The 25,065-nt window shown below is 64.0% G+C and carries 28 protein-coding genes and 1 tRNA gene; 16 read left to right on the top strand and 13 right to left on the bottom strand.

The annotated features are described in order from the left end of the window. Nucleotides 1-711: 711 nt before the first annotated feature. The 6 genes from BLQ70_RS16580 to BLQ70_RS26195 form a co-directional block, all read right to left on the bottom strand. Nucleotides 712-1,032: a hypothetical protein gene (locus BLQ70_RS16580; RefSeq protein ID WP_091858715.1), complete on the bottom strand. Its 321-nt coding sequence runs from the start codon at nt 1,030-1,032 to the stop codon at nt 712-714. After that, on the bottom strand, nt 1,029-1,340 hold the full coding sequence (locus tag BLQ70_RS16575) for a hypothetical protein (RefSeq protein ID WP_091858712.1): 312 nt from the start codon (nt 1,338-1,340) through the stop codon (nt 1,029-1,031). The genes BLQ70_RS16580 and BLQ70_RS16575 overlap by 4 nt, the downstream gene beginning before the upstream one ends. Next, on the bottom strand, nt 1,337-1,798 hold the full coding sequence (locus BLQ70_RS16570; protein WP_091858709.1) for a helix-turn-helix transcriptional regulator: 462 nt from the start codon (nt 1,796-1,798) through the stop codon (nt 1,337-1,339). Before BLQ70_RS16570 ends, BLQ70_RS16575 begins: the two co-directional genes overlap by 4 nt. Nucleotides 1,799-1,807: 9 nt before the next feature. Next, a complete protein-coding gene (locus BLQ70_RS16565; RefSeq protein ID WP_091858706.1) occupies nt 1,808-2,191 on the bottom strand; it encodes a hypothetical protein in 384 nt (127 codons plus the stop codon). Continuing rightward, nucleotides 2,178-2,483 carry a helix-turn-helix domain-containing protein gene (locus BLQ70_RS16560; protein ID WP_061969035.1) on the bottom strand — a complete coding sequence of 102 codons (306 nt, stop codon included), beginning with the start codon at nt 2,481-2,483 and terminating at the stop codon, nt 2,178-2,180. The genes BLQ70_RS16565 and BLQ70_RS16560 overlap by 14 nt, the downstream gene beginning before the upstream one ends. A 472-nt stretch (nt 2,484-2,955) precedes the next feature. Next, nucleotides 2,956-3,399 carry a helix-turn-helix domain-containing protein gene (locus BLQ70_RS26195; protein WP_082617541.1) on the bottom strand — a complete coding sequence of 148 codons (444 nt, stop codon included), beginning with the start codon at nt 3,397-3,399 and terminating at the stop codon, nt 2,956-2,958. A 95-nt stretch (nt 3,400-3,494) separates the two neighbouring features. On the opposite strand from BLQ70_RS26195, the gene BLQ70_RS16545 reads away from it, so the two are divergent. Further along, complete coding sequence (locus BLQ70_RS16545) at nt 3,495-3,953, top strand: DUF669 domain-containing protein (protein ID WP_091858700.1); 459 nt, start codon at nt 3,495-3,497, stop codon at nt 3,951-3,953. 109 nt (nt 3,954-4,062) lie between these two features. Here BLQ70_RS16545 and BLQ70_RS16540 read toward each other — a convergent pair. After that, nucleotides 4,063-4,139 (bottom strand) — tRNA-Arg (locus tag BLQ70_RS16540). Nucleotides 4,140-4,440: 301 nt separating this feature from the next. Here BLQ70_RS16540 and BLQ70_RS16535 point away from each other — a divergent pair. Genes BLQ70_RS16535 through BLQ70_RS16520 form a run of 4 tightly spaced genes read left to right on the top strand, consistent with a single transcriptional unit; the run spans nt 4,441 to nt 7,938 of the window. Then, the gene (locus BLQ70_RS16535; RefSeq protein ID WP_091858891.1) at nt 4,441-5,349 is read left to right on the top strand and encodes a metal ABC transporter substrate-binding protein; all 909 of its coding nucleotides are present in this window, start codon (nt 4,441-4,443) and stop codon (nt 5,347-5,349) included. Then, nucleotides 5,346-6,251 (top strand): manganese/iron ABC transporter ATP-binding protein, encoded by a 906-nt coding sequence (locus BLQ70_RS16530; RefSeq protein WP_091858697.1) that lies wholly within the window; start codon nt 5,346-5,348, stop codon nt 6,249-6,251. Before BLQ70_RS16535 ends, BLQ70_RS16530 begins: the two co-directional genes overlap by 4 nt. Continuing rightward, nucleotides 6,248-7,105: an iron/manganese ABC transporter permease subunit SitC gene (gene sitC / locus BLQ70_RS16525; RefSeq protein ID WP_091858694.1), complete on the top strand. Its 858-nt coding sequence runs from the start codon at nt 6,248-6,250 to the stop codon at nt 7,103-7,105. Before BLQ70_RS16530 ends, sitC begins: the two co-directional genes overlap by 4 nt. Continuing rightward, nucleotides 7,105-7,938, top strand: coding sequence for a metal ABC transporter permease (locus tag BLQ70_RS16520; protein WP_091858691.1), 834 nt, complete (start codon nt 7,105-7,107; stop codon nt 7,936-7,938). The genes sitC and BLQ70_RS16520 overlap by 1 nt, the downstream gene beginning before the upstream one ends. Nucleotides 7,939-8,242: 304 nt before the next feature. On the opposite strand, the gene BLQ70_RS16515 is transcribed toward BLQ70_RS16520, so the two are convergent. From BLQ70_RS16515 to BLQ70_RS16500, 4 genes are read right to left on the bottom strand one after another with little or no spacing between them, the layout of a single operon-like run. Further along, nucleotides 8,243-9,520, bottom strand: coding sequence for a TRAP transporter large permease (locus BLQ70_RS16515; protein WP_091858688.1), 1,278 nt, complete (start codon nt 9,518-9,520; stop codon nt 8,243-8,245). A 13-nt stretch (nt 9,521-9,533) separates the two neighbouring features. Beyond that, the gene (locus tag BLQ70_RS16510; RefSeq protein ID WP_091858685.1) at nt 9,534-10,046 is read right to left on the bottom strand and encodes a TRAP transporter small permease; all 513 of its coding nucleotides are present in this window, start codon (nt 10,044-10,046) and stop codon (nt 9,534-9,536) included. Next, nucleotides 10,043-11,029, bottom strand: coding sequence for a TRAP transporter substrate-binding protein (locus BLQ70_RS16505; RefSeq protein ID WP_210184310.1), 987 nt, complete (start codon nt 11,027-11,029; stop codon nt 10,043-10,045). Before BLQ70_RS16505 ends, BLQ70_RS16510 begins: the two co-directional genes overlap by 4 nt. A 46-nt stretch (nt 11,030-11,075) precedes the next feature. Next, nucleotides 11,076-12,227 (bottom strand): mandelate racemase/muconate lactonizing enzyme family protein, encoded by a 1,152-nt coding sequence (locus BLQ70_RS16500; RefSeq protein WP_091858682.1) that lies wholly within the window; start codon nt 12,225-12,227, stop codon nt 11,076-11,078. Here BLQ70_RS16500 and BLQ70_RS26145 point away from each other — a divergent pair. Further along, nucleotides 12,226-12,348 (top strand): hypothetical protein, encoded by a 123-nt coding sequence (locus tag BLQ70_RS26145; RefSeq protein ID WP_280140821.1) that lies wholly within the window; start codon nt 12,226-12,228, stop codon nt 12,346-12,348. The two genes, BLQ70_RS16500 and BLQ70_RS26145, sit on opposite strands and share 2 nt — an antisense overlap. Continuing rightward, complete coding sequence (locus BLQ70_RS16495; RefSeq protein WP_162766209.1) at nt 12,345-13,253, top strand: LysR family transcriptional regulator; 909 nt, start codon at nt 12,345-12,347, stop codon at nt 13,251-13,253. Before BLQ70_RS26145 ends, BLQ70_RS16495 begins: the two co-directional genes overlap by 4 nt. A 15-nt stretch (nt 13,254-13,268) precedes the next feature. Here BLQ70_RS16495 and BLQ70_RS16490 read toward each other — a convergent pair whose 3' ends face one another. Then, nucleotides 13,269-14,198 (bottom strand): LysR family transcriptional regulator, encoded by a 930-nt coding sequence (locus tag BLQ70_RS16490; RefSeq protein ID WP_091858680.1) that lies wholly within the window; start codon nt 14,196-14,198, stop codon nt 13,269-13,271. A gap of 109 nt (nt 14,199-14,307) precedes the next feature. On the opposite strand from BLQ70_RS16490, the gene BLQ70_RS16485 reads away from it, so the two are divergent. From BLQ70_RS16485 to BLQ70_RS16470, 4 genes are read left to right on the top strand one after another with little or no spacing between them, the layout of a single operon-like run. Continuing rightward, nucleotides 14,308-15,369, top strand: a complete 1,062-nt coding sequence (locus tag BLQ70_RS16485; RefSeq protein WP_170843442.1) for a TRAP transporter substrate-binding protein — start codon at nt 14,308-14,310, stop codon at nt 15,367-15,369. Nucleotides 15,370-15,396: 27 nt separating this feature from the next. After that, a complete protein-coding gene (locus BLQ70_RS16480) occupies nt 15,397-15,987 on the top strand; it encodes a TRAP transporter small permease subunit (protein ID WP_091858674.1) in 591 nt (196 codons plus the stop codon). Between the two features lie 5 nt (nt 15,988-15,992). Then, nucleotides 15,993-17,282 carry a TRAP transporter large permease gene (locus BLQ70_RS16475; RefSeq protein ID WP_091858671.1) on the top strand — a complete coding sequence of 430 codons (1,290 nt, stop codon included), beginning with the start codon at nt 15,993-15,995 and terminating at the stop codon, nt 17,280-17,282. A 38-nt stretch (nt 17,283-17,320) separates the two neighbouring features. After that, on the top strand, nt 17,321-18,004 hold the full coding sequence (locus BLQ70_RS16470) for an HD domain-containing protein (protein WP_210184309.1): 684 nt from the start codon (nt 17,321-17,323) through the stop codon (nt 18,002-18,004). A gap of 46 nt (nt 18,005-18,050) precedes the next feature. Here BLQ70_RS16470 and BLQ70_RS16465 read toward each other — a convergent pair whose 3' ends face one another. After that, a complete protein-coding gene (locus BLQ70_RS16465; protein ID WP_091858668.1) occupies nt 18,051-19,658 on the bottom strand; it encodes an FMN-binding glutamate synthase family protein in 1,608 nt (535 codons plus the stop codon). Nucleotides 19,659-19,973: 315 nt separating this feature from the next. Between BLQ70_RS16465 and BLQ70_RS16460 the strand changes: the two genes are divergently transcribed. The 5 genes from BLQ70_RS16460 to BLQ70_RS16440 are packed head-to-tail and all read left to right on the top strand — an operon-like array spanning nt 19,974 to nt 25,065. Then, on the top strand, nt 19,974-21,170 hold the full coding sequence (locus tag BLQ70_RS16460) for a mandelate racemase/muconate lactonizing enzyme family protein (RefSeq protein WP_139163568.1): 1,197 nt from the start codon (nt 19,974-19,976) through the stop codon (nt 21,168-21,170). Continuing rightward, nucleotides 21,151-21,897 carry a GntR family transcriptional regulator gene (locus BLQ70_RS16455; RefSeq protein ID WP_170843441.1) on the top strand — a complete coding sequence of 249 codons (747 nt, stop codon included), beginning with the start codon at nt 21,151-21,153 and terminating at the stop codon, nt 21,895-21,897. Before BLQ70_RS16460 ends, BLQ70_RS16455 begins: the two co-directional genes overlap by 20 nt. A gap of 26 nt (nt 21,898-21,923) precedes the next feature. After that, nucleotides 21,924-23,240 carry an ABC transporter substrate-binding protein gene (locus BLQ70_RS16450; RefSeq protein ID WP_091858660.1) on the top strand — a complete coding sequence of 439 codons (1,317 nt, stop codon included), beginning with the start codon at nt 21,924-21,926 and terminating at the stop codon, nt 23,238-23,240. Nucleotides 23,241-23,293: 53 nt separating this feature from the next. Beyond that, nucleotides 23,294-24,157, top strand: a complete 864-nt coding sequence (locus BLQ70_RS16445; RefSeq protein ID WP_061968984.1) for a carbohydrate ABC transporter permease — start codon at nt 23,294-23,296, stop codon at nt 24,155-24,157. Then, nucleotides 24,157-25,065: a carbohydrate ABC transporter permease gene (locus tag BLQ70_RS16440; protein WP_091858656.1), complete on the top strand. Its 909-nt coding sequence runs from the start codon at nt 24,157-24,159 to the stop codon at nt 25,063-25,065. The genes BLQ70_RS16445 and BLQ70_RS16440 overlap by 1 nt, the downstream gene beginning before the upstream one ends.

Genomic DNA, 25,065 nt, shown 5'->3' with positions numbered 1-25,065 from the left:
CAGATGGGCATCATCAGCAGTGCGCTCAGTCAGACAAAAGAACGCACTCAATAGGTGAACGCCGCACTCGTCATAGTTCGAGACGGCACGCCCGCGATCTAGATCCAACGGCATAGTGGCCCCACGCGATACTAGTGTTTCAATTTGGGCCGACATAGGCGTAGTGCTGGATTAGAGAGCAATGTCGGGGCCAAGGCGTCATTCGGTCAGAGGATCACCTCCACCCCCGGCATCACGGCAGGGGCGTCTTTCTCAGAGGTTATGGGCGGCCCTAACACCGATCCGAGGCCAGCTCGCACTGGAAGCGCTGGCTCGGCGTCGAGAGCCGATGCCCTTGGCGGTCATCCCATGCATGGCATAGGAAAATGTCGCGTAGATCTAGAGTAGCCTGCTTCTCTACGTTCTCGCGGATCGGCGTGAGCGTTTGAACTTGGGCGGGCGTATAGAAAATCGTTGATCCCGCCTTTGACCATCGCGGTTTGACAGTTCGTCCAGAGCCGCCGCCGCTGCTCCGTCCCCCTCCGCTGCTGCTTGATGAATACGAGTATGATGGCGGCGAATAGGAGCCATAACTTCTATATCCACCAGAGCCGCCGCATGCCGGACATGCTGCTCTCCCGCTCGCTGTACGATGACCAAATCTTGGCGCTGTGCATCTAGCCATTTTCTATTCCCCCACCCCCGCAGCGTCACCTGCCATAGCGGGAGCGGTCAAGGGGTGTCGTCTCGCTCGATACGGCGTCGCTCCTTAGACGCCTCAATCGCGCACTGGCCCTTCTTGCGCCTCACCCTAACGTACGGGCCTTCAGGCATGATTCTTCGCACCGGTTCGTCGAGCTTGGGTATTTCCTCGCCCGCCAGCTTCTTTTCTAGGGTCGGCCAGTGCCAGCGATAGATTTGACCATGTTGCACGTGGGCGCGGGGCACAAAGCCTTGCCGCACCCATAAGTCGAAAGTCTCCATGCTGATCATGAGCTTGGCCGCCGCTGTCTTTCGATCAACGAAGACGGGTTGGATGGGCGCGTCGGTCATGGTTTCTGCAGCTGTCGCCGAGCCTTCGCGCTAATTGCGTGGGCCTTTAGGTTTGCGAGAAATCTGTCCAGATTCTCGGGAGAACGTGAGCGGGCCGCGGTGATATCTGAGACGAGCCGGCACCGACGGCGCATTTCCTCAATGTATGCGAGCGTTGTGTAATCCTTGCCTGCTACGCGCTCGATCGTGAGGTTGCCGCGGGCGTGCTCGCGCCTCAGTCCTTTCTCGGTCATACCTCCATCCGGGAACGCTAGGGCGGCGGCCTTGGCGAGCCGTAGCGGCGTGTTGGGGCCGATCTGATAGGTCACTTCGTTAGCTTAGCCTTCGCAGCGTCAGACACTTCCTTCGCGCGCGCCCTCTCGGCCTTCCTAGCTTTCCGGGCCTGGCTCTCGCGATACCATTTCTCGTGGCTTGTTTCCCCCGAAGCCGTGAGCGCAGCTTGGTACGGCGTCATGCTCGCGGCAGCCTTCACTGCTTCTTCGCGTTCCCACCTATCAAAAGCGCTTTCAGACCTTGCTTCCCGCTCCGCTTTCTCGCGCCGCCATTTGTCGAGCGCGTCCTCCTTGGGTGGCGCCCCTTGTGAGATGCCGGCCGCTTGGTCGAGGACAAGGTCAATCGCCCGCCGGTCGTACATGCGCGTCGACTTGAACGGCCCCGGCATATCGCCAGCCAAAACCCACTTAGTGAAGGTAGGGGCGCTGACACCACAGTAGGCCGCGGCCTGCTGCTTCGTCATCAGACGGGGGCGATCGTCGGGCTCGCTCATGGCTGGCTTTCAGCCAACTCGGTTCGTCTTCCGCCGCTTCGCTACCACCTCCGGCACGGGCCCCCCCTGCTTGGCCGCCTCAAGGTAATCGGTCACGGCTAGAGCATTGGTGGCAACCTGCGTGAATTGCGAGCAAGCCTCGGCGACTTTGACGACGAGCGTCCAGTAGATGCTGCGGGTCGCAGCCTCGGTCGTAAAATAGCGCCTTTGCACCGTTACTGTGTCGTAGTCATCAGGGCTGCGGATCAGAAGGAACTGGTCGCCGACGTTCGGCAGGATGCCGCCGAAGTGGTCCATGTTAAAGGCATCAGCGCCGGCGACCTCTCCATCAACCTGAACCGTCGCGACTCGGACCTGCATCGGCGAGACTTTCACCAACTCAGCGCTTTCCATTGTTTCCTCCCCTAGCTGCGGCCCGCTGCCGAACCTTCTCGTCTCGTTTTGCCTGCGCCATCTTTTTGAGGCTCTGGTACGCCGCCCGGACCGCGACCGGATTGGCCTCTTCTCCGCGGATCTTCATGGCCTCGAGGATGGCCTTAAGGTCGTCATCTGTGAACCGATGATGGCGACCGAACATCGAGCCGATGCCGTATCGCCTCGCAGCCCGGGCTAGAGCTTGCTTGGAAATACGCAGATGGTCTGCGGCTTCCTGCAGGCTGTAGATCGTGCCAAGCGGGCCGGTCATGGCTTCGGCCTTCTCCCGCGGGGTGGCCGCACGTAAGGTCCCTCTGGCATCACCCAGGCCGGCTTTTCCATTTCCAGGGGCGGCGCCAATTTCTGCTCAACGCTGGGCCAGTGCCATCGCATGATCTGGCCGCGGTTGATGTGCGCCCGCGGCACGAAGCCCTGTTGGAGCCACAGGTCAAACGTATCTGTACTGATTTCCATCAGCTTGGCGGCCGTCTTCCGCGTTACGAAGACAGGTCTGAGTGCTTCGTTTGGTGACATGCGCTCGCCTCAAGTGGAGGCAGAGTCGTTACGCGAATCAGACAGAGAGTCCATAGGAATCGTCTGTAATTCTTTCGTATGAGAACGAGCGCGGTGAGTAATGGTTGTCAACCGACGCGGCAGCGAATCCTAATTATAAATCGCTATACTGACTTTTGACGTTAAACATTATTTTCTCAGCTTCTCGACGCCTTCGCCGCGCACGTCGCTCACTCCTTGGCCCTCGGCGCTCTCGGCTGGCCCTTACCCCGCGCGCGCCAAACCACGGCGGGCTCGTCCGTCAGCTCTCCCCGACGCTCCGCCTTTTGCTGCGCGGTCGCATCCGAGCCGCTCAAGGCCTCGTCTACGGCACTCGCGGCTTGTGATCTGACATCGTCGGCGCTGGCCTGCATCTCCGCCTCAGTGGCCGTTTGGCGGGCCGGTAAGCGCAACTTCACCACGCCCTCGCCACGCTCATCGTCGATGAACTCGACGCCGGCGGCTTCAAAGGCAGCGCGAATGGCAGCGAGATTGTTTGGGCCGGGAATGCGCCGATTCTTCTCGAAATCGCGAATGGTGCTCTCGCTCAGGTTTGAGTGAGACGCTAGCTCCGCCTGAGACCAATCCATGAGGCCGCGTGCGGCGCGGCATTGGGCAATCGAAATCTGTTTCATGGAATTCGTGTACCACAAACGAATTCCGTTGACGTGTTATGTTTTCCGTGTTTTACGTTTATCATTAACGGAAACCACGAAACAGGAGCAGCGCTATGGCCAACATCGCATCCAACTACAATCCCGACGCCGAGCCGTCAGCGGGCTTTACGCCCCTCCCTGCCGGGGAATACACGCTGGAGATTGTCGAGAGCGAGTATAAGGCGACGTCCAAGGGAACCGGCATGCTGCTGGCCTGCAAAGCTCAGATTGTCGGCGGCGATTACGATCAGCGCCCGTTCTACATCAACTACAACCTCGAAAACGATAACCCGCAGGCGCAGGAGATCGGCCAGCGCGACTTTGCGGGCCTGCGTCGGGCGACTGGCGTGCTCGCGCCCGACGATTCTGAGCAGCTCCACTTTATCAAGTTCGGCGTGAAGATCGGCATCAAGGCCCGCAAGGACACCGGCGAGCTGGAAAACGTCATCAAGCAGTACCTGTTTGATGACGAGGCACCTGCGCCGCAGCCGCGGACCAAGGTCGAATGCACCGACTGGCGCAAGGCTGCATGAGGTAGGCGGTGCGCCACGTGTCACCGCACGATGCCTAACGTTTCCGTCCACCGTGGCGACTCCCCGAATGATCTGGCGGGTGTAGCCAATGCTAACTATTTGATTTTAATGGCGCGCCCGACACGATTCGAACGTGTGACCTTTGCCTTCGGAGGGCAACGCTCTATCCAGCTGAGCTACGGGCGCTAACCGTGCAGGCTGGATAGCCGATCCCCGCCGCTTCGGCAATGCGGGATTTTGGATGGCGCGCAGTTCTCTGAAGGCAACGGTCACACGTTCGAATCGTGTCGGGCGCGCCGCGAGTGCGGCTGGGGCCTCGGCGAACAAGTCAGCCGCCCGCGACAGCGCTCTGATGTGTGGTTCAGTGGGGTCTCTCGCGCGGGCATGATTGCCGATCCTGTAATTGCTAATAGCTCGCACTTGCAAAATTTACAGGCTTCGAGTTAGAAGGGATTTGTTGCAATTCATTGTCAATAAGGATGCCTCGATGGCCGTTGGCTCGCGCAGATCGGCTCTCATCGGTTTGATGGGCGCCGCGTTTTTCGCCGCATGCAGTGTCGTGCCCGCCGCGGCGCAGGAGAAGTTCAAGGCCGTCACGACCTTCACGGTGATCGCCGATATCGCGCGCAACGTCGCCGGCGACGTGGCTGTGGTCGAGTCGATCACCAAGCCTGGCGCCGAGATCCATAACTACCAGCCGACGCCAGGCGACATCCAGCGTGCGCAGGGCGCGCAGCTTATCCTCTGGAACGGCCTCAATCTCGAACTGTGGTTCGAGAAATTCTTCCGCAATCTCAGGAACGTTCCCAGCGTGGTCGTCTCGCAGGGCGTCGAGCCGATGGGGATCAGCGAAGGCCCCTACAAGGGCAAGCCGAACCCGCATGCCTGGATGTCGCCGGCGGCGGCGCTGATCTATGTCGACAATATCCGCGATGCCTTCGCCAAGCACGATCCCAAGAACGCCGACGCCTACAAAGCCAATGCCGAGGCCTACAAGGCCCGCATCAAGGCTGTCATCGACCCGATCAAGGCGGAGCTTGCCGCCGTCCCCGCGGAGAAGCGCTGGCTCGTCTCCAGCGAAGGGGCGTTCTCCTATCTGACCCGCGATTTCGGATTGAAGGAACTCTATCTCTGGCCCATCAATGCCGACCAGCAGGGCACGCCGCAGCAAGTCCGGAAGGTCATCGACGCCGTGCGCAAGAACAAGATCACCGTGGTCTTCTCCGAGAGCACGATCTCCGACAAGCCGGCCCAGCAGGTCGCGCGCGAGACCGGCGCAAGCTACGGTGGCGTGCTCTACGTGGATTCTCTGAGCGAGGCGGACGCCCCGGTCCCGACCTATATCGACCTGCTCAAGGTTACCGCGGACACGATCGCGAAGGGGCTGACGCGGTGAACGCTCCCGTCGCCGGTCGCTCGCTTCCGCCCGCTGCCGAGGAGGGCTCAGGGATTGCGGTGACCGATGCGACGGTCACCTATCGCAACGGCCATACGGCGCTTCGGGATGCGAGCTTCCGCATCCCCACCGGCACGATCGCGGCACTGGTCGGCGTCAACGGTTCCGGCAAGTCGACGCTGTTCAAGGCGATCATGGGTTTCGTGCGCTTTGCGAAGGGCGACATCCGCATCCTCGGCATGGCGGTGCGCGAGGCGCTGCGCCGCAACCTCATCGCCTATGTGCCGCAGGCCGAAGAGGTCGACTGGACCTTCCCGGTCCTGGTTGAGGACGTCGTGATGATGGGCCGTTACGGCCATATGGGCATGATGCGCATCGCCAAGGCGGCCGATCACGAGGCTGTCGCCGCCGCGCTTGAGCGCGTCGACATGAGCGCCTTTCGCAAGCGTCAGATCGGGGAGCTCTCGGGCGGACAGAAGAAGCGCGTCTTCCTGGCACGTGCCCTGGCCCAGGACAGCCGGGTCATCCTGCTCGACGAGCCTTTCACTGGCGTCGACGTCAAGACCGAGGACCAGATCATCGCGCTGCTGCGCGAGCTCAGGGCCGAGGGGCGGGTCATGCTCGTCTCGACGCATAATCTCGGCTCCGTGCCGGAATTCTGCGACCGCACCATCCTGATCAAGGGAACGGTGCTGGCCCATGGCCCGACGGCGGAGACCTTCACGCAGGAAAACCTGCAGCGCGCCTTCGGCGGCGTTCTGCGTCATTTTGTGCTGAACGAGCCCGGCCGCAGCGGGCAGGCGCCGGTCGGCGTCTTCACCGATGACGAGCGGCCGCTGATCTTGCGCGAGGGCAAGGCATCCAGCCGGGAGGCCGAAACGCCGCAGGGTGAGCGGCCATGATCGCCGTTCTGCTCGAACCCTTCGCCTATGGCTACATGCGCAATGCGATGTGGGTATCCGCCCTCGTCGGTGGCGTCTGCGCCTTCCTGTCCTGCTATCTGATGCTGAAGGGCTGGTCGCTGATCGGCGATGCGCTCTCGCATGCGATCGTGCCGGGCGTTGCCGGCGCCTACATGCTGGGGCTGCCCTTTTCGGTCGGCGCCTTCTTCTCCGGCGGGCTCGCGGCCGGCGCGATGCTTTTCCTGAACCAGCGGACAAGGCTGAAGGAAGACGCCATCATCGGCCTGATCTTCTCCAGCTTCTTCGGGCTCGGCCTGTTCATGGTCTCGCTGTCGCCGACCTCGGTGAACATCCAGACGATCGTGCTCGGCAACGTGCTCGCCATCACGCCGGCCGACACGATCCAGCTCGCGGCCATCGGCTTCGTCTCGCTCGCCATCCTGCTCGTCAAATGGAAGGACCTGATGGTGACCTTCTTCGACGAGAGCCATGCGCGCTCGATCGGCCTCAATCCGACGGCGCTGAAGCTGATGTTCTTCACCTTGCTCTCGGCCTCGACGGTGGCGGCCCTGCAGACGGTGGGCGCCTTCCTCGTCATCTGCATGGTGGTCACGCCCGGCGCCACCGCCTATCTGCTGACCGACCGCTTCCCGCGGCTCCTGGTGATCGCAGTGGCGATTGGCGCGCTGACGAGCTTCACCGGCGCCTATATCAGCTATTTTCTCGACGGGGCGACCGGCGGCATCATCGTCGTGCTGCAGACCACGATCTTCCTTGTCGCCTTCTTCCTTGCGCCCAAGCATGGCCTGCTGGCGGCCCGCCGCCGCGCCGCCTGCGAGCTGGAGGCCGGGTGATGGCTCTCATCGATATGCTGTTGTCGCCCTTCCGTTTCGACTTCATGATCAACGCGCTGGTGATCTCGGCGATCGTCGCCGTGCCGATGGCGCTGCTGTCCTGCTTCCTCGTGCTGAAGGGCTGGTCGTTGATGGGCGACGCGATCAGCCATGCCGTGTTTCCGGGCGTGGTCCTCGCCTATATCCTCGGCTTTCCCTATGCGATCGGCGCCTTCGTCGCCGGTATGATCTGCGCCACTGCGACCGGCTTCCTCAAGGAGAACAGCCGGATCAAGCAGGACACGGTGATGGGGGTCGTCTTCTCGGGCATGTTCGGGCTCGGCCTCGTGCTCTACGTCAAGATCCAGTCCGACGTGCATCTCGACCACATCCTCTTCGGGGACATGCTCGGCGTCTCCGGGGCGGACATTGCCGGCGCTGCCGCGATTGCCGCCTTCACGGCGGCGGTGATCGGCATCAAGTGGAAGGATTTCCTGCTGCACGCCTTCGATCCGGCGCAGGCACAGGCGATCGGCCTGCGGGTCAAGCTGCTGCATTACGGCCTGCTGGCGTTGATTTCGCTGACGATCGTCGGCGCGCTGCAGGCCGTCGGCATCATCCTCGCCATCGCCATGCTGATCGCGCCCGGCGCCATCGCGTTCCTGCTGACCCGCCGCTTCAGCACGATGCTGCTGATATCGGTCATCATCGCGGTGACCGGTTCCGTGTTGGGCGTCTATCTCTCGTTTTTCCTCGACAGTGCGCCGGCCCCGACGATCGTGCTGCTGTTGTCGCTCGTCTTCGTTCTCGCGCTTTTCCATACGAGCAGGAGAGCCACCGAGGCACCGGTATAGGTGCATAGCGGGATTTTGGATGGCGCGCAGTTCTCCGAAATGCTCGCGGTTTGCCGGACACCTGGTGGGCTTCCGAGCAGCGCTCTCATGATTTTTGGAGCGCCTTCGGCCGGCAACGCTCTCCGAGGCATCGGCTGGGATGATCAAAATCGCTTGGCGCATGTGGACCTGACACGAACCCGGCAGTGACGATCCCGCTCGCACACAGGACGTATTTTTCCCGATCAAAGAGTATGAGTCCTGGCCGCTCCCAAGATCGGACGCGTCCCGTGCGCGCGATAGCCGCTCGCTCGCGGCAAAAAGATCAGCGGTAGACAAAATCCCGCAAGGCGAGCGAAATCCAGGGCATGTAGGTGATCAGCATCAGGCAGGCGAAGACGACGCCGATGAAGGGCAGGAGCGATTTCGTCATCCGGTCCAGCGAAATCCGGGCAACCGCGCAGGCTGCGAACAGATTGACGCCGAAGGGCGGCGTGATCATCCCGAGCGCCAGATTGACCACCATGACCATGCCGAAATGCACGGGGTCGATGCCGAAGCGCAGCGCGACAGGCGCCAGGATCGGTGCCAGCACGATGATCGCCGCCGAAGTCTCGATGAACATGCCGATCACGAACAGGAAGAGATTGACTGCGAGCAGGAAGGACCAGCCGCTGTCGAAGGTCGCGATGATATAGGCGCCGATCTGGGAAGGCACGCCGGCGCGCGTCAGCAGGAAGCTGAACAGGCCCGCCATCGCGATGATCAGCATGATCACCGATGAAGAGACCACCGATTTGCGCAGGATCGCGATCACCGTCGCGAAATCGAGCTCGCGATAGATGAAGCAGCTGACGATCAGCGCATAGAACACCGCGACGATCGAGGCTTCGGTCGGGGTGAAGACGCCGCCATAGATGCCGCCGAGGATGATCACCGGCATCATCAGGGCAAGGCCGGCAGCCCGCGTTGCCGCCAGCACCTGCATGCGCCCTTCGTGATCGTTGCGGCCATAGTCGCGGATGCGGCACCAGAGCCAGACCGAGAGCATCAGCGCGCAGGCGATCAGGATGCCGGGGCCGAAGCCGGCCACGAAGAGTTCGCCGATCGAGACCTCGGCTGCAACACCGTAGAGGATCATCGGAATCGAAGGCGGGATGATCACCCCGAGCTCGGCCGCACTGGCCTGGAGCGAAGCCGCAAAGGAGATCGGATAGCCGTGCTTGACCATCGCCGGGATCAGGATCGCACCGATGGCGAAGGTCGTGGCCACGCTCGATCCGGAGACCGCGGCGAAGATCATGCAGGTCAGGATGCAGGTGCAGGCGAGGCCGCCCTGCACGCCGCCGACCAGGCTCTTGGCGAAATCGACCAACCGCCGCGAAATGCCGCCCTCGCCCATGAGATTGCCGGCGAGGATGAAGAACGGCACCGCCGCCAGCGGAAACTTGTCGAGCGAGGCGAACGCCTGTTGCGCCACCAGCACCAGCGGCAGCGGGGTGTAGAGGCCGAGTCCCGCGACCGCCGCGAGGCCGACGGCCACAGCCACCGGCACCGAGAGCAGGAACAGCACGCACATCGTGACGAGCATCGTTGCAGTCATGGCAAATCGTCTTTCAGACCGCGGTTTCGAGTTCTTCGCGGCGTGGATCGAAGAAATGCGCGATCACGGCGAGCATCGAGACCAGCGCTCCGGTCGGGATCGCGGCATAGGCGTAGCTGATCGGAATCTCGAGCCCGGCCAGGTTCTGGAAGCGGACCCGCCAGACCAGATCGGCGCCGAACCAGAACAGGATCGCCAGCAGTGCGAAGGTCGCGATCGCGATCGCGGCTTCGAGAAGCCGGCGATTTCGTCCTTTGACGAGGCGATAAAGCAGATCCACCGAAACGAGCGATCCGGCCCGCACCGCCGATGCCAGGCCGAGATAGGCCATCCAGATCAGCAAGGCGCGGATCAGCGGCTCGGACCAGGTCGCGGGTTCCTGAAGGATGAAGCGGGTCAGGACCTGGAAGAGCCCGACGCAGGCCGCCAGCGCCATCGCCAGGCAGCCGGCCACGAGGCCGGCGCCGGTGACGATGCGCTCCGCGCCCAACAGCAGCGCGACCGCCCTGGACTGCCGCGCGCTCACTTCTGGTCCTTGATGCGCGCGATCGTCGCCTCGCCGAAGCGCTTGCCTAGCTCGGCGAAGGCAGGCTTGAGCAGGTCCTGGAACTTGGCGGTATCGACCTTCTCGACCACCTGCACGCCGAGCTTGCGCAACTCGTCGATGCCGGTCTTCTCGACCTTGCCGACCTCGTCCTTGCAGATCGCCATGGCGCGGCGACCGGCCTCGACGAAGAGCTTCTGATCCTCCGGCGACAGCGCCTCGAAGGCACGGGGCGCCATGACGAAGCCGACCGGCGTGAAGGCGTGGTTGGTGATCGTCAGGTATTTCTGCACCTGTCCGAACTTGTTGTTGAGGATCGCGCCGATCGGGTTTTCCTGGCCGTCGACCACGCCCTGCTGCAGGGCCGTGAAGACTTCCGGCAGTGCCATCGGCGTCGGCAGCGCCCCCAACGCGCGCCAGACCTGGAGATGGATCTGGTTCTCCTGGGTGCGGATCTTCAGCCCCTTGACGTCGTCGGGGCCGTTGACCGGCCGGCGGCTATTGGTGAGCTGACGGAAGCCGATGCCTCCGAAAGCGAGGCCCTGAAGGCCCTTGGCCTTGAACTTGGCCAGGATCTCCTGGCCGATCGGGCCGTCGAGAACCGCCTGGGCGTGGTCGAAATCTCGGAACAGGAAGGGGATGTCGAAAACCTGGACCTCGGGCACGAAATTCGCGATCACCGAGGTCGAGGGCACGGTGAGATCGACGGTGCCGAGCTGAAGTCCTTCCAGCACCTCGCGGTCGCCGCCGAGCGCGCCGCCCGGATGCAGGCGAATTTCGATGCGGCCGTTGGTCTTGGCTTTGATCTCTTCGGCAAAGGCCGTCATGGCGACGCCTTCGGGCGCCGTGACCCGGCCGACGAAGGCCAGATTGAGCACCTTCGGCTGCTGAGCCGACGCGGATGTCAGCCCGGCAAGGCAGGCCGCGCCGACGAGCGCGGAACGCAGGATGGATGTCAATCGCATGGTCGTCTCCCTTTAGGTTCGCTCTCGGTTGAATCCGACGAGCCGATTATTCAATCGTCCAATGGTTCGTGATGAACGGCGCAAGCCGCTCGGGCGTCAGGTCAAGACCCAGGCCCGGGGCGTCCGGAACCGCAACCGCCCCGTCGGCGTCCAGCGGATGGCTGGCGAAGGCGGTGCGCAGCGGGTTTTCGGAAGGGTCGTATTCGAACAGCGGCCAGTGCAGGCGGCCGCGCCGCTCGGGCAGGCAGGCCGCAAAATGCAGCGAGGCCTGGAAATTCACGACGGAGCCCCAGACATGGGGCACCAGGGCGACTTCGAACGCCTCGCACAGCGCCGAGATCCGCATCCCCTCGGAGAGCCCGCCGCACAGCCCGAGATCGGGCTGGATGAAGTCGAACACGCCGGCGGTGAGATAATCCCGGAAGGCGCGCAGGCCGAAGAGCGCCTCGCCGCCCGCCAGAGGCATCGGCGCCTTGGCGGCGAAGCGGCGATAACCCGGCAGGTCGTCATGGGCGATCGGCTCCTCGAGCCAGACCGGATCGACCTCCGCGAGCCGCCGGGCGATCGCGAGCGCACCCTCGACGGTGAAGCCCTCGTTGAGATCGACCATCAGCGGCATGGCGTCGCCGATCTGGGCGCGGACCTTATGGGCGGTTGCGCCGTCCCGAGCCGGGTCGCTGCCCATCCTGAGCTTGATCGCCCGGAAGCCGGCGTCGAGATAGCCGGCGATATCGGCCTCGAAGTCGCGATAGGGATCGCGGCCCGGCTTCATGAAGGGGCCGCTGACATAGGCCGGAATCCGGTCCCGCAGCTTGCCGCCGAGCAGGGCATGGACCGGCAGTCCGGCGATCTGCCCGGCGAGGTCCCACAAGGCGACATCGAGCCCGCCGAGCGCCATCGTCGAGATGCCACGTCGGTCATAGCCGAGCCCGGCAGCCATCGCCTGCCAGCCGGCGCGCGGCGTCGTCGCGTCGCGGCCGAGCAGGGCAGGGGCGAAATGCTCGCGGACAAGCGCGGCAGCCGCGCCGGGATAGGCCCAGGTCTCGCCCCAGCCGACCGCGCCCGTATCGCTGGTGACCCGCAGGAGCAGGGCGCCGCGGCGATCGAACATCTGCCGCGAATTGCCGACGGTCTCGCTCAGCTTCGCAGTGAGCTCGAACCCGTCGATGCGACGTATCTTGGGAGGCGCGGACAGCATGAACGACAGGCAGGTTGCGGCAGGGACTCAACCGTTAATCAGCTTTGCCATCGCCAATCCAATTGGTTTATCTGCAGGGGTATCAATCAGGAATCTCAATATGAGAATGCGCCAGGCATGAGATTCACCATTGCGCAACTCGAGGCCTTCTTCTGGACCGTTCGCCTCGGCTCGCTGAGCAAGGCTGCGGGCCATCTCCACATGTCGCAGCCCACCATCTCGCTGCGCCTGCGCGATCTCGAGCAGGCGCTCGATGTCCGGCTGTTCCAGCGCAAGGGCCGGGGACTTGCGCCGACAGCGGACGGCCTCGCCCTGCTCCCGCGCGCTGCCGCCCTGCTGGAGGAAGCCGACCGGATCATGCTGCAGACCGACCCTGCGGTCGTGACCGGCAGTATCCGCGTCGGCTTTGCCGAAGGCTTCGCGATGACCTGCCTGCCGACCCTGCTGGAAACGGTGCGGGCGGATTATCCATTGCTGAAGGCGGAATACGTCGTCTCGATCAGCTACGAGCTGGAACGCGAACTCAATGACCGCAGGCTGGACCTCGCAGTTCTGGTCAACCCGATCGGGCGTCCCGGCATGAGGCTGGTTCCGCTTGGCGTGCAGGACACGGCCTGGGTCGCCTCGGTGAAATGGGGGCTCGGTCCGGAAGTCCGTCCTGCCGACCTCTGTCCCTTGCCGATCGTCAGCAATCAGCCGAGATCGGCCATGTTCCGACAGATCAAGGACTGGTTCGCGACTGCCGGCCTCGAACCGCTTCGCCATGATCTTTGCAACAGCGTCGCCGTGATCGGCCATCTCGTCTCGTCGGGCGTGGCCCTCGGCGTATTGCCGGTCCGGATGATGGAGGCCGACGTCAAGGCCGGTCTCGTCACGGTGCTGCGCCCGGTTCCGGACCTCAATCACGGCAGGGTCTATGCAAGCTATCCGGAAGGTGGCCTGACCGCTCCGGTCAGCGCCATGCTGAAATCGATCCAGAAGGCGCTCGACGCGATCGACTATCTCAAGGTGGACGGCCCGCGCTGACGGGCTGGGCCGATATCAGCCCTCGCACTCGCGCCCCCTCCGTGCTGGCGGCAGCAGGAACGGCATCGTCCCCAGAACCCGTCGCGCCGCCGCGATCACCGCCTCGATCTCGGCGGTCGCTCCTCCGATGCGATGGCCGGCGCAAAGCGCGGCATGCGCGAAGTCCGGCACGGCTCGCAGCTTCACGATTTGCCCGTCGGCAAGAGCGGGCTCCATCAGTTTTACAGGCAGGAAGGCGGCGGCCACGCCCTCCTGAACCAGATGGGCGATGACCATCTGGCCCGTGCAAAAGTCCAGCCGGCGCGGTTTGACGTCTGCCGCGCTGAACCACTCGGTGATCTGGCGATGCATGGCGGATGGCGGGGGGTTGGTCAGGATCTGGCAGTCCTGCAGATCGGCAGGCCGCACGATCGGGCCGAGGCCGAGGCTCTTGGCGGCGACCCATGCCGCCTCCTGGCGCCCGAGCTCGACCAGCCTGATCGCAACGCCGTCGCTGGGGTGGACCAGAAAGGCGACGTCGAGCCTGTGCTCGCGGAGTTCGTCCTCGAGCTGGGAGCTCGTGGCCACGGAGAGTTCCAGCCGCAGCCGCGGATAGAGCGCTCCAAGGTCCTTGAGGATCAGCGTCAGGCAGGCGACCGCGAAGGTTTCCGGCATGCCGACCTTCACCGTGCCGTGAAGCGCCCCGGTCGACCCTGCACGCTCGCGCATGCGGCCGAGCTCCTCGATGATCGAGATGGCGTGCCCGAAAAGCAGCTCGCCGTCCGGACTCAGGCGCAGCGTCGAGCCGGCGCGATCGAAAACCTTGACGCCCAGCTCGTCCTGCAGGGATTTCAGCCGAAGCGACACGGTTGGCTGCGCGAGGAAAAGATGCTTCGCGGCCGCCTGCACGGAGCCAAGTCGGGCTGTCCAGACAAAGGCCTCTAATTCCGCGATCGTCGGGCGCATTGAAAATTCCAATGTTGTCGCACGAGATAATCCAATTGGATTTGCGATTGCAATGCGGCTTACGCTGCCCGCCAGAAGTCGAATAATCGACCTTTCAAGGGAGAGAGTGATGCAGCGACCGCTTCGTGTATTGGCGTTTCTGGCAGCCTTTGGAATGTCGGCGCTCGGCGCCCAGGCTCAGGATTTCCCGAAGATCAATCTCAAGGTCTCTGGCGGAAACCAGACGCAGAACCTGTTCCAGAAGGTCTACAAGCCGTTCTTCACCGAGATGCTCGCGGCAAAGACGAACGGCGCGATTACCACGACGTTCGGATCGCTCGAGGAACTCGGCCTACGCGGCCCCGAGGTGCTGCGCCTGTTGCGGCAGGGCGTCTTCGATATCTCCGAGGCGACGATGTCCTACATGGCGGGCGAGGATTCCCGCTTCGACGGCCTCGATCTGCCCGGCGTGACCGTCGATATCGTCACGCAGCGCAAGGCTGCCGACGCCTTCCGCCCCGCGCTCGCCAAGGCGCTCGAGACGAAATACCACACCAAGCTGCTCAGCATGAGCCCGGTGGCGGCTCAGATGTTCTACTGCAAGGGCGAGATCACGGGGCTGGATTCGCTGCGCGGCAAGGCGGTGCGAACCTTCAACCGGGCAATGTCGCAGATGGTCGAGGGCGCCGGCGGCTCTTCGGTGAACGTTCCCTTCGCCGAAGTCATCCCGGCGATGCAGCGCGGCGTCGCGCAATGCGCGGTGACAGGCACGTCAGCCGGCAATACCGCACGCTGGTGGGAGGTGAGCGACCATCTCTATGCGCTGCCCATGGGCTGGTCGATGACGTTTTTCGGCGCCAATCTGAGCAGCTGGGCGAAGCTCGACCCGAAGACCCGCACCATTCTCGAACAGCAATTCGCCGAACTGGAGGATCGCATGTGGGTGCAGGCGGGCAACGACATCCAGGACGGCGTGAACTGCAACACCGGTCTCGGCCCCTGCAAGGACGGCATCGAAGCCAGTCCCAAGATGAAATTCGTCACCGTCTCCGAGCCGGACAAGGCGGCCGCGCAGAAGATCCTGCGCGAGCGGATCCTGCCCGATTGGGCCAAGCGCTGCGGCACCGAATGCGTCACCGAGTGGAACGCGACGGTCGGCAAGGTCGCGGGCATCGAGGCCAAGGCGCAGTAACCCGCGGGCTTTTCGGGGCACATTGCCATGAACGCATTTCACGCGATCGTCGCGGCCATCTCGCTCTGGATGGCCCGCATCGGCGGCCTGATGCTCGTCGGATCCTCCGTGGTGATCACCATGGAGATCCTGGCGCGCAAGGTGATCCATATCCCGTTCAGCGTTGGCACGGAGCTGTCGAGCTATGCGCTCGCCATCTCCGCGAGCTGGGCCTTCAGTTACGCCTTGTTGAACCGCGCCCATGTCCGGATCGACGTCATCAGGAACTGGACGCCGCCGGTCATCAGGTTCGCCCTGGATGTCCTCGCGCTCGGTGCGCTCGGCGCCGTCGCACTCATCATGGCCTGGTTCGCCTGGGACACGGTCGATACCTCGTGGACCCTCGGTGCACGCGAGAACACCTCGCTGGGGACATTGCTGGTCATCCCGCAAGGGCTCTGGTTCATCGGGCTGGTCTGGTTCGCCTTCGTCTGCGTGGAGCAGCTCGCCCTCGTCGCGCTCGCCCTCATGCGCGGTGACCGCGCAGCCGCTGCCGCAATGGTCACGACACCCGATGTCGCCGATGAAATCGAAGAGGCGCTCGACGCCGTCGACGCTCAACCCGTGATCCAGAGATAGCGGCCATGGTCCAGACCTCGCTCGGCCTCCTCATCCTCCTGCTCGGCCTCAGCATCCCCGTCGGCGCGGCGCTTCTCCTTCTGGCGTTGTCGCTGGGGGCGGCGTTCTCGCCGATGCCGATCTATCTCGCCATGGGCGAGGTCATCTGGTCGGCCTCGACCAATGCCATCCTCGTCAGCGTGCCGCTCTTCGTGCTGCTCGGAGAGATCCTGCTGCGCTCGGGCATGGCGGATCGACTCTATCGCTCGATGAGCCATTGGCTCGCCTGGCTCCCGGGCGGGCTGATGCACGCCAATATCGGTGCCTCGATGGTGTTTGCGGCGACTTCGGGCTCGAGCGTGGCGACGGCCGCGACCATCGGAACCGTCGCGACGCCGGTGATCAAGACCTACGGCTATGGCGAGAGGCTCTTCCTCGGCACCATTGCCGCCGGTGGCACGCTCGGCATCCTGATACCGCCATCGATCAACCTGATCATCTATGGCTGGCTGACGCAGACCTCCGTGCCGCAGCTCTATCTCGCCGGCTTCGTGCCCGGGATCGTGCTCGGGCTGATCTTCATGGCGACGATCTTGATCTGCTGCCTCGTCCGGCCGGAATGGCGTGGCCGCGCGATCGAGACCTCCTGGAAGGAACGCCTCGAGAGCCTGAGCGGACTTGTTCCTCCCGGGTTCATCTTCGTGATCGTGATCGGCAGCATCTATGCGGGCTTCGCGACCCCGACGGAATCGGCTGCACTGGGCGTCGTCGTGGCGATCGCGCTGGCGGCGGTCAACCGCAAGCTGTCCGTCAGGATGATCCTCGAAGCGCTGGATGGCACGATGCGGACATCCGCCATGATCATGCTGATCGTGGCATCGGCTTTCTTTTTGAACTTCGTGCTGTCGGCGATCGGCCTCGTTGCCGCGCTGAACGGCTTCATCACCGGCCTCGGGCTCGGGCCGATGGGCACGCTGGTCGCGATCATCATCTTCTATCTCGTTCTCGGCTGCTTCATGGAGCCGCTGCCGATGATGATCGTGACGATCCCGATCATCGTCCCCGTCGTGGTGCAAGCCGGCTTCGACCCGGTCTGGTTCGGCATCATGGTCGTCCTGCTGTGCGAGACCGCGATGATCACGCCGCCGGTCGGGGTCAATCTCTACGTCGTGCAGGGGGTACGAGGGCGCGGCGTCATCAGCGACGTCATTCTCGGCGTTCTGCCCTTCATCGGAAGCCTGCTCCTGATGATCGTCCTGATCATCGTCGCCCCCGACATCGTCATGTGGCTGCCACGCCTGATCGGCGCGCAGTGACCCTCGTCCAACGCCTGATCTTCAATTCGGAGAATGCTGTGAACTACCCGCGAACCGTGACAATGCGTGGCAAGTCGATCGAGATCACCGACGCCAAACGTGCCGCCCGCGTCGCCGAGATGCCGGAGGTCGAATGGATCAAGGATCACAACCTGCGCGACAAAGTCATCGATGCCTGGGTCGCAGCGCTCGAAGCCCATGGTTTCACGCAGATCGGCGACATGAAGCCATCGGGCAATTACGACTCGAACCCGCTCCTGACCGGCACGCAATGTGATCATATGCGCTCGGTTTGCCGCCTTGCGGTCAAGACGGCCGAGGAGATGGCGGGCCTGTTCCCCAATTTCCGCTACGATCGCGATATCCTGATCGCGGGCGCGCTCTGCCACGACATCGGCAAGGTCTGGGAGTTCCAGCCCGACAACGTCAAGCGCTGGAAGGCTGACTCATATGCCGTCGGCTTTCCGTCGGTGCGCCATCCCGGTTACGGGGTGTTCATCTGCTTCGCCATGGACCTGCCCGAGGCCGTGGCTCATATCGCCGCGGCGCACTCTGCCGAGGGGGAGCTCCTCGAGCGCAGTCTCGAGAATACGATCGTTCATTGGGCCGATGTGACATTCTGGAAGACCGTGGAGGCTGGGCGCCAGTTCGCGGCCACGGACACCTGGCTCGACGGCATGACCGGAGGCGTCAGCGGGCAGCCAAAATCTGCCAAGGCTTGATCGCACAAGGGCCCCGCCGCTTCGGCAAGGCGGGGTTTCCGCCAATTCACGCGAGCCTGTCGAAGCTGTCGGCGCGGGCGGCGTCCCAGTTGCGGCGATAGAATGCGTGCTCGCACTCTCCGGAGGTGAGCTCGCCGGGCTCCAGAAAGACATGGAGATCGGAGAACAGGCGAATTTCGGTCGCGCTGACGCGGCGGACGAGGTGGTGAGGACCCAGATCGGACGGGTGGGTGAGGCCGGCTGCGGCCAGCATGTCCGCCAAAGCCTTGAGGGTGTTGGCGTGGAACAGGTGGACGCGCTGTGCCTTGTCCGGAACGACAAGCGCCCGCTGACGAACCGCATCCTGGGTCGCGACACCCGTCGGGCAGCGATTGGTATTGCAGGACAGCGCCTGGACACAGCCCAAAGCGAACATGAAACCGCGCGCCGCATTCGTCCAGTCCGCGCCGATCGCCAGCGCGCTGGCGATGTCGAAGGCGCTGACGATGCGTCCTGCGACGCCAATCTTCACCCTGTCGCGCAGCCCCGCGCCGACGAGGACGTTATGAACGAACAGCAGACCCTCGCGCATCGGCAGGCCGATATGGTCGCTGAATTCCACCGGTGCGGCGCCGGTGCCACCTTCGGCGCCGTCGACGACGATGAAGTCCGGCACGACGCCGCTTGCCAGCATCGCCTTGACGATGCCCATGAACTCCCATGGGTGGCCGAGGCAAAGCTTGAAGCCGACTGGCTTTCCGCCTGAAAGCGCGCGCAACTGCGCTATGAAGCCCATCATTTCGAGCGGTGTCGAGAAAGCGCTGTGGTTCGAGGGCGAGATGCAGTCGAGCCCAACCGGAACGCCTCGTGTCTCGGCAATCTCGGGGGAAACCTTCGGCGCCGGTAGAATGCCGCCATGGCCGGGCTTGGCTCCCTGGCTCAGCTTGATCTCGATCATCTTCACCTGGGGGTCGGCCGCCTGGCGGGCGAAGCGGTCGGGATCGAAATTCCCCTGCTCGTCGCGGCAGCCGAAATAGCCGCTGGCAACCTCCCAGACGATGTCGCCGCCCCCGGCGCGGTGATAGGGGCTGATGCTACCCTCGCCGGTGTCGTGGCTGAAATTCCCCAGACGCGCCCCGGTGTTCAGCGCGCGGATCGCGTTGGCGGATAGCGAGCCGAAGCTCATGGCGGAGATGTTGAAGACCGAGGCCGAATAGGGCTGTCGGCATTGGTCGTTGCCGATGGTGATGCGGAAGCTGTCGGGATCCGCCACCGGCGCTGGGCGCGTCGAGTGCCCGATGAATTCGTAACCCTCTCGATAGACGTCGAGCATGGTTCCGAAGGGGTGGTCGCCGGCGATGCCCTTGGCCCGGCGATAGACTAGCGAGCGTTGCGATCGGGAGAACGGGGCGGCTTCCTCGTCAGCCTCGAAAAGATATTGGCGCAACTCGGGACGGACCAGTTCCGCGAACCAACGGATATGGCCGATCACCGGATAGTTGCGGCGGATCGCGTGGCCGGTCTGGACAAGGTCCCATAACCCGACGAGCGCCAGAAGAGCCGCGAGCATCCCCGGGACCCATAGCCAGTGATACCGGAAGGCCAGGGGAAGCGTCGAGAGCGCAACCAGAAGGCATAATGTGAGCGTCGTGAACCGACTCAATCGCAATGTCATATCCGAACCTGTCCGAACAGCAGCGGACCGTTGTAGCCTCCGCGCATCGCCATGACGAGTTTGCTGAACCGAACGGCGGGACCTGAAAGGCTGGGGGCCACAGCCCATGCCGATCCCCGTCGCAAGAGGGCAAACTTGCACCCCCCAAACACAGCTTCGGAGGGACCGGCTCCCTCGGCCCGCTGCTGTTCGGGGACGATGCTCGCGATGAGCGTCGCAAATCGTCAGATCGGCGGCCTTTCGCCAAGCCGCACACGCCGCTTGACTCCTCTCCAAAAAAATAAATTATAATTTATAATATTGGAGGAGCCGGTGTTGAAGATTTCTCGACTCAGAGCCATTCAGCTCGAAGCGCGGTTCGCGGATGTGTTCGGCGGGATCGACAAGGTGCCGGCGGAATTGCTGGCCCCGGCCGCCCATTTTCGGCGCATCCCACGCACCGGACAGGTTGCGACGCTCGTCGTCGTGGAAAGCGATGACGGGGCGATCGGCTATGGCGAGGCTTTCGGTCTACCCCATGCCGGTGCTGCCACTGCGATCATCAACGGTGTCATCGCTCCAGCGCTGATCGGGGCGACGATCGCCGATCCCCGGGAGATGCTTGGCGATCTGGAGCGCTATTTCACGGCGATGGGCAGCACGCGCGGCCCGGCCATCGAGGCCCTGAGCGGCGTCGACATCGCCTTGTGGGATCTGAAGGCGCGGGCCGCCGGACTGCCTCTGGCGACACTGCTCGGTGGTTCTCCGGGACCGGTCGCGACCTATGTCAGTCCGGTCGGATTCCAGGATCATCCCGACAAATCGGCACGCGCGGCGCGTGCCTATCTCGATCAGGGCTATACCGCCATCAAGCTCAAGGTCGGCCGCGGCCTTGCGACCGACATCGAGCACATCGCCGCCGTGCGCGGCGAGATCGGGCCGGGCGCGGCGCTCTATCTCGATGCCAATTGTGCCTATGACGTCGCGACGGCGATCACGGTCGCGAAGGCGCTGACCCCTTATGACATCGGCTGGTTCGAGGAGCCCGTGCCGCCCGATGATCCGCAGGCGCTGGCGGCCGTCCGCAAGGCCTCGCCCGTGCCGATCGCGGCCGGTGAGAACGATTTCACGCTGGACGCTCATGCAAGGCTCGTCGCCGCCGATGCGGTCGATTTCCTGCAGCCCAACATCTCGCGCGCCGGCGGTGTGTCCGGGCTGATGGCGATCGGCGCGCTCTGCGCCCGCTCCGGCATCCGCATGGCGCCCCATGGTGTCGGCACCTGCGTCGCCGTTTCGGCAGCCGTGCATACCTGCCGGGCCGCGCCCGCCGTCCATGCCTATGAGGCGAACCGCCTGCTGAATCCGCTGCGTGACAACATGGCGGTGCGCCCGCTCATCACCGAAGGCGGACAACTCGTCGCCCAGAATGCCCCCGGTCACGGCGGCGAGCCGGATCTCGGGCGCTTGTCCCGCTATGCCGTGAATGGCCTGGGGGAGACAGAGGAGCGGGCCCATGTCCATCTTGGTGCGTAGCCCCGGCGACCTCGGCGACCTCGTCGGCAAGCCCGGCGAGACGCTCGCCGAGACCTTGCGGCGCACGCTGCTCGACATGATCGTGTTCGGCTATTTCGAGCGGGGTGCGCGACTTTATCCCGAGAAGCTGGCCGAACATTTCAACGTCAGTCTGACGCCGGTGCGCGAGGCCCTGATGCGGCTCGCGGCGGAAGGCTTCATCGAGGTCATCCAGCGGCGCGGCTATCACATTCGCGATCCCGACGCCAAGCAGGTCCTCGACCTCTGGCAGGTGCGGCTGGCGATCGAGCTGATGGCCGGCGAGCTGATGATCGAGCGGCTCAAGGACGGCACGCTCGACGGCACGGCGATCGACCGGATCGAGGAGGTCCAGCGGCGTCTCGAAGTCGATCCGCAAGCCATTTCGCACAAGGATCGGCACGAGCAGAACGCGAGCTTCCATCATCAGATCGTGGAGCTGAGCGGCAATGCGCTGCTGCTTTCGACCTATCGCGGCATCCAGATGCAGGTGCTCAACGCCTGGATCCAGCGCGGCATCGAATCCTGGCGCGGGCGGCACGCCTCGGAGGCCGTCGAGCACCGGGCGATCCTCGCGGCGCTGCGCGACCGCAACCCGAATGACTACGCCAAGGCGGTGCGCGAGCATCTCGGCCGCTCGCTCAAGGATGCGCTGGCTGATCTCAAGGCCCGCAATCTGATCGAAGAACTCGCACAGAGCCGAACCTAATCGGCCATATTTTCGGGGAGGAACCCATGATGAAGAGACGTCAGCTTTTGAACACGCTCGCGGCTTTCGGCTGCGTGCTGGCGAGCGCATTGATTCCGCAGGCCCCGGCCTCGGCGCAGACGAAGACGATCCGAATGTGGACGTTCCTGAGCGCGACCGGGACGTCGCCGCGCGAGGTCGCTCTGGCGCAGATCATCAAGAATTACGAGGCTGCGAACCCCGGCACCAAGATCGTCGTCGAGACGCAGGTCTGGGATCAGATGACGCCGAAGTTCCTGGCCGCCCATCGCGCCGGCAATGCGCCCGACATCAGCTGGGTCGTCACCGATTTCCTCGGCGACGCGATCGGCTCGGGTTCGCTGGCGGACCTCAACGAGCTGTTCATCGGGAAATGGCCGGCCGAGCAGGTCAAGGACCATGCCAGCGCCTATTGGAACCTGACCAAGAAGGGCGACAAGCAATATGCGATGTTCGCCTCGCCGAACTACATCTCGATTGTCTACCGGGCGGACCTGCTGAAGGCCGCCGGCATCGACCCGGCCTCGATCAAGACCTGGGACGACCTCCGCATCGCCGCGGAGAAGCTGACGGTGAAGAATGCCGCCGGCCAGGTGACGCGCTATGGCTTCGCCCAGGGCTTCAGCGAGCAGCAGGCCGACCCGCACATGATGATTCCCTATCTCCTTGGCGAGGGGGAGCAGCTGTTCAAGGCCGACGGCAAGGCGAATTTCGCGAGTCCCGCAGGCGTCGCGGCCATGACCTTCGCGACCGATCTGATCAAGAAATACAATGTCTCGCCGGCTCAATCGGCGACCTGGACGGTCGATGATCTGTTCGAGCAGTTCTCCTCCGACCGCGTCGCGATGATCCAGGGCCCAAGCGTGCGCGTCTCGACGCTCCAGGCCAAGCTCGGCAAGGAGAATGTCGGCCTGATGCTCTGGCCCGGGAATGGCAAGACCGCTCATTCTCCCGCCGTCATGGCCGGCTGGGCCGTCGGCGTCTGGTCCAAGGGCACGCAGAAGGCGGAGGCCGGCAAGTTCGTCGACTACATGCTCGGGGCGGAAGCCGAGAAGATCTGGGTCACTGTCGGCGGGCAATCGCCCCTGATGGCATCGACGGCCAAGGCTGTAGCCTCCTTCGTCGACCAGCCTGGCAACGGCTATATCCGCGTCGCCGCCGAGGGCGCGAGCAAATATGGCTGGCTGACCCCGATCGAGTTCAATGTCGGCGGCTACCGTCAGGCGCTGAACAAGGCGACGCAGCGTATCATCGTGGAAGGCGTTCCCGTCAAGGCGGCCCTCGAAGAGGCGGAAACCCGCTTCAACCGCCAGAACAATCGCTGACGTCACCCGGGCGGAGCCCAAAAGGCTCCGCCTTCGACCGGGGATCGCTCTTGATGACGATGTATTCGCGCCTCACCGGCGTCAACTACGTGCTGCCTGCGATGGCGCTGCTGATGCTGGTGCTGTTCTCGCCGGTCCTCTACGGCTTCTGGTTCAGCCTGTTTCGCATCCAGTACGGCGCGCCGACGGATTTCGCCGGGTTGGAGAACTATGCGCGACTGCTCGACGACCCCGTGCTTGCGGCCACGCTCGAGCGCAGCGCGGTGTTCACCTGCGCCGCCGTCGCGCTGACGCTGGTCATTGCGCTCGCTCTGGCGGTCTGGATCAACCGGCTCGGCCAGCGGCTCGGCTTCGTCGTCCAGATGATCGTCATCCTGCCCTGGATCATCTCGACGGTGGTCGCCACCCTGCTGTTTCGCTGGGTGTTCGTCAGCGATATCGGGCTGGCGGGGTCGCTGGTCCGGATGGCGGGCATCGCCGACATGCAGCTCCTCAACAGCCCCGGCAGCGCCATGGCCCTGCTGATCGGCGTCTCCGTCTGGAAGCGGCTCGGCTATGCCGTCATCATCCTGCTCGCGGGGCTCAAGGGCATTCCCGAGGACTATGAGGAAGCCGCCAAGATCGACGGCGCCAACCGCTGGCAGATCTTCTGGCTGATCGTCCTGCCATTGCTGAAGACGCCGCTGCTGCTGGTGACGATCGTGCTGACCCTGTCGAATCTCAACACCGTCGAGACGCCGCTCGTCCTGACCGGCGGCGGCCCGGGCGACGCGACGCGCATCCTGCCGATCGAGGTGTTCGAGCGCGCCTTCGTCAATTTCGACCTCGGCTCCGCCACTGCGCTCGCGCTGGCGATGTTTGCCGGCAACATTATCCTCGTTCTCGCCTATGTCCGCCTCGCGAAGTGGAAGGCGTGATGAGCACCGCGTCTTCCGCCTCGCATCCCAGGCCGGTCGCCGTGCAGCAGGCAGCCGTGCCGGGCCGGTCCCGCATCGTCCTGCCCGGCATGCTGGGCCTGGTGATCGCCGGCCTGTTCGCGGTGCTGGCCGGCCTCAACCTGCTGCCGCTTTTCTGGGGCGTGCTGACCTCGCTGAAATCGCAACCGGACCTGTTCAGGACACCTCCGGTCCTGCTCGACTTCATCCCGACGGCCGAAAACTACCAGCGCGTCGTCGACAGCGGCTTTCTCGGCAACATGTGGGTCAGCGTGTTCTACAGCGTGCTGACCGTGGCGAGCGTGCTGGCGCTGGCCCTGCCGGCCGCCTATGCCTTCGACCGTTTCGACTTCCCATTGCGCCGGGCGCTGTTCATGCTCGTGGTTGCGAGCATTCCGCTGTCGCTGGGCGCAGCCGCGCTGCTGATTCCGAACTACCTCTATTTCACGCGCCTCGGCCTGACCAATTCCTGGTTCACGCTGCCGCTGATCTACACCGCCTATCAGCTCCCGATGGCGATCTGGATCGTCAAGGGCTCGCTCGAGAGCATCCCGCGCGAGCTCGACGAGGCCGCGATCATCGACGGCGCCACGCATTTCCAGATTCTGACGCGCGTGATGCTGCCCTTGACGCGCCCGGCACTGGGGGCGGCCGGTGTGCTGACCTTCGTTGCCTGCTGGAACGAGTTCGTCGCAGGCTCGGTGATGGTCGACACCCCGGCGCTGCGGCCGATTCAGCCCGCGATCTACAATTTCATCGGCTATTTCGGGCGCGAATGGGGGCCGCTGACGGCGTCCGCGACGCTGGCCATCCTTCCCATACTCATCGCATTCGCCCTGCTCAGCCGCCTGATCGTGTCCGGCCTGACCAAGGGCTCGGTCAAGGGTTAG

The organism is Allobosea robiniae, assembly GCF_900102525.1.
Classification (GTDB): Bacteria; Pseudomonadota; Alphaproteobacteria; order Rhizobiales; family Beijerinckiaceae; genus Allobosea; species Allobosea robiniae.
This window is presented reverse-complemented; position numbering and strand designations above follow the sequence as displayed.

What these genes read in the sequence shown, in the direction of transcription:
- BLQ70_RS16490 (WP_091858680.1), bottom strand. Translation starts at nt 14,198, where the DNA reads ATGCGCCCGACGATCGCGGAATTAGAGGCCTTTGTCTGGACAGCCCGA.
- BLQ70_RS16475 (WP_091858671.1), top strand. Translation starts at nt 15,993, where the DNA reads ATGGTCCAGACCTCGCTCGGCCTCCTCATCCTCCTGCTCGGCCTCAGC.
- BLQ70_RS16520 (WP_091858691.1), top strand. Translation starts at nt 7,105, where the DNA reads ATGGCTCTCATCGATATGCTGTTGTCGCCCTTCCGTTTCGACTTCATG.
- BLQ70_RS16485 (WP_170843442.1), top strand. Translation starts at nt 14,308, where the DNA reads ATGCAGCGACCGCTTCGTGTATTGGCGTTTCTGGCAGCCTTTGGAATG.
- BLQ70_RS16445 (WP_061968984.1), top strand. Translation starts at nt 23,294, where the DNA reads ATGACGATGTATTCGCGCCTCACCGGCGTCAACTACGTGCTGCCTGCG.
- BLQ70_RS16500 (WP_091858682.1), bottom strand. Translation starts at nt 12,227, where the DNA reads ATGCTGTCCGCGCCTCCCAAGATACGTCGCATCGACGGGTTCGAGCTC.
- BLQ70_RS26145 (WP_280140821.1), top strand. Translation starts at nt 12,226, where the DNA reads ATGAACGACAGGCAGGTTGCGGCAGGGACTCAACCGTTAATCAGCTTT.
- BLQ70_RS16440 (WP_091858656.1), top strand. Translation starts at nt 24,157, where the DNA reads ATGAGCACCGCGTCTTCCGCCTCGCATCCCAGGCCGGTCGCCGTGCAG.
- BLQ70_RS16450 (WP_091858660.1), top strand. Translation starts at nt 21,924, where the DNA reads ATGATGAAGAGACGTCAGCTTTTGAACACGCTCGCGGCTTTCGGCTGC.
- BLQ70_RS16545 (WP_091858700.1), top strand. Translation starts at nt 3,495, where the DNA reads ATGGCCAACATCGCATCCAACTACAATCCCGACGCCGAGCCGTCAGCG.
- BLQ70_RS16465 (WP_091858668.1), bottom strand. Translation starts at nt 19,658, where the DNA reads ATGACATTGCGATTGAGTCGGTTCACGACGCTCACATTATGCCTTCTG.
- BLQ70_RS16505 (WP_210184310.1), bottom strand. Translation starts at nt 11,029, where the DNA reads ATGCGATTGACATCCATCCTGCGTTCCGCGCTCGTCGGCGCGGCCTGC.
- BLQ70_RS16570 (WP_091858709.1), bottom strand. Translation starts at nt 1,798, where the DNA reads ATGAGCGAGCCCGACGATCGCCCCCGTCTGATGACGAAGCAGCAGGCC.
- BLQ70_RS16455 (WP_170843441.1), top strand. Translation starts at nt 21,151, where the DNA reads ATGTCCATCTTGGTGCGTAGCCCCGGCGACCTCGGCGACCTCGTCGGC.
- BLQ70_RS16515 (WP_091858688.1), bottom strand. Translation starts at nt 9,520, where the DNA reads ATGACTGCAACGATGCTCGTCACGATGTGCGTGCTGTTCCTGCTCTCG.
- BLQ70_RS26195 (WP_082617541.1), bottom strand. Translation starts at nt 3,399, where the DNA reads ATGAAACAGATTTCGATTGCCCAATGCCGCGCCGCACGCGGCCTCATG.
- BLQ70_RS16535 (WP_091858891.1), top strand. Translation starts at nt 4,441, where the DNA reads ATGGCCGTTGGCTCGCGCAGATCGGCTCTCATCGGTTTGATGGGCGCC.
- BLQ70_RS16495 (WP_162766209.1), top strand. Translation starts at nt 12,345, where the DNA reads ATGAGATTCACCATTGCGCAACTCGAGGCCTTCTTCTGGACCGTTCGC.
- BLQ70_RS16580 (WP_091858715.1), bottom strand. Translation starts at nt 1,032, where the DNA reads ATGACCGACGCGCCCATCCAACCCGTCTTCGTTGATCGAAAGACAGCG.
- BLQ70_RS16560 (WP_061969035.1), bottom strand. Translation starts at nt 2,483, where the DNA reads ATGACCGGCCCGCTTGGCACGATCTACAGCCTGCAGGAAGCCGCAGAC.
- BLQ70_RS16565 (WP_091858706.1), bottom strand. Translation starts at nt 2,191, where the DNA reads ATGGAAAGCGCTGAGTTGGTGAAAGTCTCGCCGATGCAGGTCCGAGTC.
- sitC (WP_091858694.1), top strand. Translation starts at nt 6,248, where the DNA reads ATGATCGCCGTTCTGCTCGAACCCTTCGCCTATGGCTACATGCGCAAT.
- BLQ70_RS16480 (WP_091858674.1), top strand. Translation starts at nt 15,397, where the DNA reads ATGAACGCATTTCACGCGATCGTCGCGGCCATCTCGCTCTGGATGGCC.